The 9948-nt window shown below is 35.0% G+C and carries 6 protein-coding genes; 4 read left to right on the forward strand and 2 right to left on the reverse strand.

The annotated features are described in order from the left end of the window. Positions 1-37 precede the first annotated feature (37 nt). The gene (locus PHP31_06870) at positions 38-1987 is read right to left on the reverse strand and encodes an ATP-binding cassette domain-containing protein (GenBank protein ID MDD3739000.1); all 1950 of its coding nucleotides are present in this window, start codon (positions 1985-1987) and stop codon (positions 38-40) included. 70 nt (positions 1988-2057) lie between these two features. Further along, complete coding sequence (locus tag PHP31_06875; GenBank protein MDD3739001.1) at positions 2058-4571, reverse strand: AsmA-like C-terminal region-containing protein; 2514 nt, start codon at positions 4569-4571, stop codon at positions 2058-2060. 98 nt (positions 4572-4669) lie between these two features. Here PHP31_06875 and PHP31_06880 point away from each other — a divergent pair, with 98 nt between their 5' ends. The 4 genes from PHP31_06880 (at position 4670) to PHP31_06895 (ending at position 9418) form a co-directional block, all read left to right on the forward strand. Next, complete coding sequence (locus PHP31_06880) at positions 4670-5227, forward strand: PepSY-associated TM helix domain-containing protein (protein ID MDD3739002.1); 558 nt, start codon at positions 4670-4672, stop codon at positions 5225-5227. Between the two features lie 180 nt (positions 5228-5407). Continuing rightward, the gene (locus PHP31_06885; GenBank protein MDD3739003.1) at positions 5408-7570 is read left to right on the forward strand and encodes a S46 family peptidase; all 2163 of its coding nucleotides are present in this window, start codon (positions 5408-5410) and stop codon (positions 7568-7570) included. Between the two features lie 291 nt (positions 7571-7861). Continuing rightward, a complete protein-coding gene (locus tag PHP31_06890) occupies positions 7862-8857 on the forward strand; it encodes a hypothetical protein (GenBank protein MDD3739004.1) in 996 nt (331 codons plus the stop codon). A gap of 87 nt (positions 8858-8944) precedes the next feature. Beyond that, entirely contained in the window at positions 8945-9418 is a 474-nt protein-coding gene (locus PHP31_06895) for a hypothetical protein (GenBank protein ID MDD3739005.1), read from the forward strand. Positions 9419-9948: the final 530 nt, after the last annotated feature.

Genomic DNA, 9948 nt, shown 5'->3' on the forward strand with positions numbered 1-9948 from the left:
TTAATTGTTATTTAAGCAATTGAAGTTGTTTAGTCAATTATTCATTATCGTTTTTTAACATATCCAGTTCTTCGTGCTTTTCGTTCCATAGCAACCAATTTTCGTCAAGCGAAGATTTTAATTGTTTGTACAAGGTGTATTGTTTGGTAATAAACTCCTGATTGCCTTGTTTTTGCGGGTCGGCGAGATTATTTTCGGTTTCGGAGATTTGATTTTCCAAACTATCGATTTCTTGCTCAATTTTTAGAATAGCATTTTCTATTTTTCTAACATTTCTTTCAAATTCCTTTTTGTTTTGATAAGCGATTTTCTGCTCACTATCTTCTTTTACGGCGCTGCTTACAGCTTTTTTGGTTTGTTTTTCCAACTCTTTCAGAGATTCAATTTTTCGGTATTCCAAAAAGTCGAATATATCGCCTAAGTACGTTTTAATTTTCTTGTTTTTAAATTCTACGACTTTGTTTGTCAGACCTTGCAAGAAATCTCTATCGTGCGAAATAATTACGGCGGTTCCGTCGTAGTGCAAAAGAGCATTTTTCAGAATATCCTTACTTGTCATATCCAAATGGTTTGTAGGCTCATCTAATATGAGAAAATTATAAGGATTGAGCAAAAGTTTTATCAGCGAAAGTCTTGTTTTTTCGCCACCCGAAAGTACTTTTACTTTTTTCTCGATATCGTCGTTGCCGAAAAGGAAACTGCCAAGCAGCGGTCTGATTTTTTGTCGTATATCGCCTACGGCGACGTTTGAAATAGTGTCGTAAACGGTGAGTTCGGGGTCTAACAATTCATTCTGATTTTGAGCAAAGTAGCCGATTTGCACGTTGTGTCCTATGGTTTTTTTGCCGACAAAATCGATTTCTCCGGTAATAATTTTCGCCATAGTCGATTTTCCTTCGCCGTTTTTGCCGATAAAAGCCACAAAATCGCCACGCTCGATGGTCAAGTCTATATTGCTAAGGACTTTATGGTCGCCGTAGCTCTTAGATACGTTTTCCAAATCTAAAACCACTCTGCCGGAGCTTGGTGCCGGCTGAAAAAGAAATCTGATGGAACTTGTATCAATTTTATCGACTTCAACAATATCCATCTTATTCAGAAGCTTTATTTTTGATTGCACTTGCTTTGCCTTAGAACTTTTGTATCTGAATCGTTCAATAAATCTTTCGATATTTTGAATTTCCGCTTGTTGATTTTCCAAAGTTGCTTTCTGAGTTTCAATCAATTCGCTACGCTTGACCAAATAATCGGAGTAGTTGGTTTTGTAGTCGTATATTTGCTTATTCATCAGGTCGAGGGTTCGCGTAGTAATTTTGTCTAAAAACGTACGGTCGTGCGAAACCATCATAACAGCGCCGCTGTACGTGCTAAGATATGTTTCCAACCACTGTATAGATTCTATATCAAGGTGGTTTGTGGGCTCATCAAGCAAGATAAGTTGCGGTTGTTGCAGCAATATTTTTGCAAGTTCAACGCGCATTTGCCAACCACCGCTAAAAGTGTTCAGTTGTCGGTTGAAATCGTCGGAAACAAATCCCAAACCTTTTAAAACTTTTTCGCACTCTTGGTTAATGCGGTCGCCTTCAAACAAGATAAACCTTTCGTTGGCATCGTGTAGCTTTTGAGCAATATCGGCGTATTCTTCCGAATGGTAATCGGTGCGAGAAGTTAATTGTTTGGTCAGACTTTCTATCTTTTTTTTGATATTGTTGACATCGACAAAAGCTTTTTTGGTTTCTTCAATAACGCTAAGCGTGTTTTTTAACGTCTTTTCTTGTGGCAAAAAACCAATTACAAAATCGTTGGGCTTTTCAATGCTTCCGCTTTCAGGCGATTCGGTTCCTGCAATTATTCTAAGCAGAGTTGTTTTGCCGGCTCCGTTTTTGCCTGTCAAACCAATACGGTCTTTGGCTCCGATTAAAAAACTGACGTTTTTAAACAGATAATTGCCGCCGTAGTGCATCGATATGTTTTGTACAGAAATCACGGAGCAAATTTATAATATTTCGGATAAACGTTGAGATTGGAAAGTGGTATTTTTGTGTACAAAGTGTGTGTTACTCATCTTCCCACTCGATTGTGAAAGTTTTTTCTTCGGTGCTTTGGGTTTTATTTACATCTTTTTTTAAGGTAGTATCGTTTTTAAACCAATTGAATTCACGGTTTAAGGCTTGTTTAAGGTCTATTTTTTGCTCTTCAACATCTTTTTTAAATTTCTGTCTCGACACTTCTCTGTCGTATTTAATACTCACGCCATTACCATCGCCGGCAATAACCACAAACAACTTAGATTTTCCCTTGCCAAATTCTTCTTCTTTTTCGCTTTCTAAGTATTTGTCAGGATTTTTCTTTTTCCATTTCGACCAAAGAACATCGGAAAGGAGTAGGGTACAGTGATAACTGAAATTTTTGTCGGTTATTGAATGATTACCCATCAACGAAAAATCAAGAGCGTTGGAGCGTATTAGCATGTTCGGCAATGATAGTACACCATCTTTAATGCTTATTTCGTTGGTCAGCGATGCAAATTTCATGTCGTTAAGTTCGTCTATACGAATAAATTTCGACAGTTTTTCGGCTAATTCAAGTTTAAGAAGTCTGCCGTCGTTGATAGTAAACACGCTATGCATCTTAAGTTGCGACAGGTCGATTTTATTGTCTTTGAAAGGCGACAATAGCGTCAGGTTCCCGCTCAATTTTCCGTAAATATTATTTGCTTTTAAGTCGTTGAATCCGAAATTATCTGTAGCCACAAAAAGTTCGTGAATATCTATGTTGTTGAATGTAAATTCGGTTTGCACCAACTCGGGTTGATCGTTATTGAATTTAAGTTTCAAATTTCCATCAACAGAACCGCTGAGAGTGTTGGCTTTTAGGTTTCTGAACTCGCTGTAGTCGCTGTTGTAGATGAATGTTCCGCTAAAATCGCTTATATTTAGCTTTTCGTAAATAAATTTTTTAATTTCTATATCCGAAAATATATGCGGCAAAGCGAATTTACCGCTTTTGGTGCTGTCCGAAGTCTCAATTTTGAAGTCGGCTGCATCTAATTGATTGGAAATAATATTACCTTTCAGCAAAGCAACTTCTTCATCGATGAGAATAGTTTTTACTGCATTTTCAAAAACTCCGCTGAACGAAACATCCGATTTGCCAACAATAAAATTCAAGTGATTGCAGTATAAATTATTGTTTACAATTGCAAATTCGCTTACTATGTTTTTAAAGGGTTTACCCATAACTTTGGGTTTTAATTCCACATCTTGCAGAGAAATTGTACCAGAAAAATGTGTGCTATCAATATCAAAGTGCTTGTTGATAATATCGTTGAAGTCGCCTTCAATGTGGGCATTCAGTGAAACACCGCCTTTTATAAAATCAATGTCGTTTAGTTTGGCAATACTGTTGACTTTATCGGCTGTAAAATTTGAAATAATGTTGGCATTGTAAATATCCTGTCCTTTGTGGTTGAGGTTGAAGTCGCCTTCAAAATTAATTTCGTTGTATTTGCCTTTCAAATTTTTAAGCTCAATTTTGTTTTTCTCTGCATTGGAATTAATGTACTGTGCATCAAAGGACAAAGAGTTGATATTTAAATCGTTAGGCACCGATTTAGCCGAAATATTGTAAGCTTTCACGTTAATGTAGTTGGAAACGCTATTGTTGGCATATTTTATTTTTCCATCAGACTTTATTTCTCCGCCAAATTTATAATTGCGCACTTTTTCCAAATAATTTTCCGGAATTATTTCTACAAGATAAGCTAGGTTAATTTTGTCGGTTTTGTAGGTAAGTTCGGCATTTTCGGCCCCTTTGTTGTAGCAAAAAGAGCCGTCGATATCGGCAGAAACCTTATTAATTTTTACGTTACAATTGTCGAAAGCAATTGTTTTATTGTCAGTGTTTAAATCCACATCCGATTTCAACTTAATATTATGATTGCTGAATTTATTAAGCTGATTGTTAAAATATATTTCGGAAGGAGTAATATCAGTCTTTATTTTGTAGCCGTAAGTGCCGAGAACCGAACTTTTTTTCTGAATTTTAAGCTCGTTAATAAAACAAGCAAGTTCAAATTTATTACTTTTTTTGTAGTACAGTTCTATATCGTTTATTTTCAGATTTTTAATTAAGGTTTTTCTGCTGCTGTCTTCGCTGGAACCGGTTTTTACGCTGATATCGAAGTTGTTTTCGTTGTTGTCAAATTCAAGAATATTAATTTTTCCATCGCTTATGTTTATGGTATTTACTTCAAAGTTTTTCTTTATAACTTTTATAAAGTTAAATTCAATGTCAATGTTTTTTACGGCAAGCAAATCGGGTTGTGTTTCGGAAGGATTGCTTCCACGACAAGAAACATCGTTAAACGAAACACTTACATTAGGGAAATACTTAAAAAACGAAACACTAATATCGCCAACATGCACAGGCACCGATATTTGTTCGTTTATCATGCTTATTGCCTTATCTTTTATGCTTCGTTTTATACTTGGCAATTTTATGATGAACAAAATAACTGATGCTACAAGAACAACCGCAATCGAAATTAATATTATAGTCCTTTTTTTCATAGTGCAAATATCTTACAAAGGTAGCCATTATAACTCAAAAGTCGCATTTATAGTATGCAAATAATTACTACTTTTGAAAAAAAATCATAACAACAAACATGCAAGGTAAAGTCCCAAAAAAGCGAAATTACAATTTAGTTTTACGAAAAACACATTCCTTTCTGACGGTATTTCTGTTTATCAACATTTCAATTATTGCTATAACAGGAATTTTGTTAGGACTGAAAAAACAAACCAAAGGCGTTATAATGCCTGTTATTGTTGAAGGAACCACAACCGAATTAGAACAATGGATAAGTATCGACAGCATTTACAATGTTGCAATTAGCGAATTCTTTAAACACTATCCCAATTGTAAAGATGTGGAAATATCAAGAATTGATATAAGGCAAGGCAAAGGAATGGCAAATGTTGTTTTTGATAAGAAATATTTTTCGGTTCAGGTTGACGGAGCTACAGGTCAGGTGCTGTATGCAGGCAAGCGTTATTCCGATATGATTGAAAATATACACGACGGCTCAATAGTTGATATTTTGATAGGCTCAAAAACCCAATATTTTAAGATAGCTTACACTTGCCTTATGGGATTATCATTACTGCTTTTTAGCATAACAGGTTTTATGATATGGTTGAGCAAAAGAAAAAGACGGACTTAATAAAAGTTGTTTAGTATAACAGTTTGTAACGATATAAAACAATATAACACAGCTTAAAACACATTTTAAAGTAAATAGTTTTTTAATAAATTTAACAATTTATGCACAAAGCTGTGGCAATAATATTTACTTTTGCAAGTAGATAAAAAAGTATAATAATAAATAAAAAATCAAATTTTCATGAAAAAACTATTCTTAATAGGACTATTGTCCATGTTAGTAAGCGTAAAGGTAGCAGAAGCGGCTGCACCCGACGAAGGCATGTGGTTGCCGATGTTTGTCGAAAGACTCAACTATGTTGATATGCAAAAAATGGGCTTGAAACTTACAGCCGAAGAGTTATACAGCATCAACAATTCCAGTATTAAAGATGCTATTGTAAGCTTAGGCGGTTTTTGTACAGCCGAATTGGTTTCGCCGGAAGGCTTGCTTTTAACCAATCACCACTGCGGATATTCTGCTATTCAGACTCACAGTAGCGTTGAGCACGACTATTTAACCGACGGTTTTTGGGCTATGAAAAAATCGGAAGAGCTACCAAACGAAGGACTTACGGTTACGTTTTTGCATCACATGGAAGATATGACTCAAAAAATTCTTAGTGTTGTAAATGATGATATGACCGAAGACGAGCGCTCCGAAGCAATTAAAAAAGAAATAGATAAGTATACAAAAGAAGCTGAACAAGACGGCAAATACGTTGTTGAGCTAAAAAGTTTCTTCAACGGAAACGAATATTATATGTTTGTTTACGAAGAATACAAAGACGTTCGTTTGGTTGGAGCACCGCCTTCATCAATTGGTAAATTTGGTGGCGATACCGACAACTGGATGTGGCCCCGCCACACCGGCGATTTCGCTATGTTCCGTATTTATACCGCTCCCGACGGCAGTCCTGCCGAATATTCGGAAGACAACATTCCTTTTAAATCCAAACACTTTTTACCTATTTCAATAAAAGGTTATAAAGAAAACGATTTTGCAATGATTTGGGGTTTCCCCGGAACAACCGACCGCTACAGAACATCAAGTGCTGTTAGTGCTACACTTAACGAAATAAATCCGGCTATCGTTAAAATGCTTAGAGCCATGTTGGACGTTCAGGACGAAGAAATGGCAAAAAGTGACAAAGTAAGAATACAATACGCTAGCAACAACGCTAGTTTAGCAAACTTTTGGAAAAATAAATTAGGCGAAACCCGCGACCTTAAACGTCTTAACGTTGTTGAGAAAAAACGTCAGTCGGAAAAAGAACTAGAAAAATGGATAAACGCCGACCCTGCAAGAAAAGCAAAATATGGCACTGTGTTATCCGATTTTAACGAAATTTATTCAAAATACACCGAGCAAAATATATTTCCGTTGTTATGGAATACTCAGCTTGTTTTCTTCGGTTCGCAAGCGTTTACATTGCCTTCAATGTCTAAAGGCATAGAAACAATTTTAAAAACCGGAGTTAAAGGCGAAGCTCTTCAAAAAGAAATGCAGTCGTACAGAGAAAAAGCCGAAGCTATTTTTAAAGATTACGACAATACCATTGAGAGAAGAGTATTAGTTACTGCCTTAGAAATTTTTAGAGACAAAATTCCGACAAATCAACATCCTGACATTTACAAAGTTATAAATTCCAAATTTAAAGGTGATATTGTAAAATTTGTCGATTATATATTCGAAAAATCGCCATTCTTAACTTACGATAATTTCAACAAGTTTTTGGATAAACCTTCTGAAAAAGCTATAAAGAAAGATTTGGCTGTAGAGATGTATAATTCGTTTGTAATGAATTTTATGAGCGTTCAGGGTGGTGCTAAAGAGTTAGCAACAAAGAACAGAACAACACAACGTTTGTATTTGGCTGCACTTCGCGAAATGTATCCCGATAAAAGCTTTTATCCCGATGCAAACTCAACTCTTCGTATGACTTACGGAAAAGTTATAAGCTACTATCCCGCCGATGCTGTTCACTACGATTACTACACAACCATTGAAGGTGTTATGGCTAAAGAAAATCCGTCAGACCCCGATTTTGTTGTACCCGAAAGATTAAAACAACTTTATTACAAAAAAGATTTCGGTCAGTATGCTGAAAACGGAACCTTACCTGTTTGTTTCTTAACCGATAACGATATTACCGGCGGAAACTCAGGAAGTCCTGTTTTAGATGGAGACGGAAACCTTATCGGTATTGCATTCGACGGCAACTGGGAAGCAATGAGCGGCAATATTTTGTTTGAACCCGAACTGCAACGTACAATCAACGTTGATGCAAGGTACGTTTTATGGGTGATTGACAAATACGCCGGAGCTAAAAATATAATGGACGAACTTACGATAGTTAAGTAGTCTGTTATTTTTTGTATTTTTTCATAACGTAGGGGGAAAGCCGAATGGCTTTCCTCTTTTTTTGTTATTAAGTTCGTCCTTTGTTTGCACGTTTTTGCAAAGCGTGTACAAAATTATTGCCTTGAAAGCTCAACAAATTCGCAGACTTTCGCTCGCTTTACAAAAGCGAGCGAGCGGAGGGAGCGAACGATGGTTAACATAAATATAATCGGATAAAATAAAAAAATAAAAATAATTTGTTCGTTCGTATTTTTTTTATTTTTGCAAACTTAATTTTAAAATCACAAAATCATGAACAAAAAAACATTTTTATTTTTAATTATCACTATGTTTGTTATTTCATTCACATCGTGTACAAAAGATGATGGAAATGGAATAAAATCTTCTAATGGGTCTATAAAAAGTGTAGACTACAACCCTGCTGTTGGCATTATTGACGGTAGATTATTTTTTTCAGACACTGCTCAGCTCGTCGAACATTTGGAATGGATTTATAGTCATATGAATGACGAAGAAGTTATTGAAAATTATTACAACAGCATCGGGTTTACAACCTTAGCACAAAAATATAACCAAGTTATGTTTTCAGAAAACGTTGATACACTCAATTATGCCTTGATTAATTATAGTCATTGTTTCAAGGAAGAGATTGTTGACAATGAAACGTTTTATGACATTTCATTACCTTTTGGTGCTTCTTACATTTCAAATGTTAAAGGTATATATCAAGTTGGCAATAATATTGTGAGAGTAACACCTAGCTACAAAGTAATTATTGTTAACGGTGATTCTGGATTAATACCTTACTTATTCAATGATACTGCTACGTTAAAGACCAATCCAAATTTTAAAATTATAAATAACGAAAGATCATCGCATTATCCATGTAAGTATTTGAATTATTCATACAGAACCTCATATTTTAATAATAGAAACAGAATCGTAACAAAAATGTACTGGAGTGAAGCACCGCTCAACTTAGGGTTCATGTATGATGTTAAAAATTCTTCACAAACTAAAGTGTGTGGGATATGGTGGCAAAAAAGAATCTCCACAATCGGAATAAAAAATTACCAAGGTCATTATAAGAGTGTCAATTCACCTAATATTTATAATATACCTCCATCAACACTTGTATTAAATAATAAAGCTGTTGTGTATAAAGGTCCTTTATCCATTTCTCCTATCGATTTCTTATCTAGTTCTTGTCTGTACGATTGTTGGGGTGTTAAAGATGGTGTTAGAAGAGAAATTTTAAATCAAGAACAATTTCCCGACTCTTGGTAAAAAGAATGATGAAATGCTATATAACAAAACAGTTTAGATTAATATCAACTGTGAAAAAATAATTATATGTAACATAAATTTTAAATCATGAAAAAAATTATTTTAATAGCGATTATTATTGTCGCAGTAGGAACTTCCGTATTTGCACAAAGCAATTACAACAAGTTTGTGAAGTTTGGTGTTATGGTACCTCTTCGATCACCACGATACTACAGTTTGTACCCATTAGACCTCTCATTTGAGTACGTTTTTTTTAGTAAAGGCAAGTTTTCTATAGGAGCTGAAGCTGGTGGTTATTACGGTGTGAGCAATATTAATAATGAAAAAAACAATTTCGGTAGTTTTCATTTAAAACCATTGGTTCACTTCAATTTTACCGAAAAATTCGATGTCTTTACCGGTATTGGTTTCTATGCACCCATTAATTCCAATGGTGATACCAAATTACATTGGCAAGCTACACTTGGAGCCAGATATTTTATTATTAAAAATTTTGGCGTGTACACCCGTGGGCATGTAGACTACGACTTGCTTGAATTTGGTGTATCATACAGGTTTTAAGGTTTGTAAGAAATTTAGGCAAATAAAAAGGACTGTCTTTTTTAAGGATAGTCCTTTTTTTATTTTCCATTGCTAGCAGCGGTGCACGTTTTTGCAAAGCGTGTGCAAGAATTAAATGCATTAATATTTTTTAAAATTAATTACTCTATTGAGCAATAAACGCTTTGAATAAGCTGTTTTGTTTCAATCTTTTTTTATGTTCTTTTGTCTGTGACACAAAAGAACCAAAAAGTCAAGGCTGACATTTCTTTTCTGAATTGCGTTCTCATAAATCCTAAGTTCGTGCGGGTGATTCCCGAGCAAGCTCGGAACTTCCCGTTCTCACTAAGGATTTATTTCGAACTACATTCGGAAGAAATGTATGCCGTCCTTTTTAAAGCTAAATTTTGGGCTATTGTTCTTCCTTGCTATGGCAGATAGCTTGAACGAAAAGAGTGAAGTTTACTTATTACAAAACAGCTCAACAAATTCGCAGACTTTCGCTCGCTTTACAAAAGCGAGCGAGCGGAAGTTAATAATTATTTTTAGCT

This window comes from Lentimicrobiaceae bacterium (assembly GCA_028697555.1).
In the GTDB taxonomy this organism is placed as follows: Bacteria; Bacteroidota; Bacteroidia; order Bacteroidales; family UBA4417; genus UBA4417.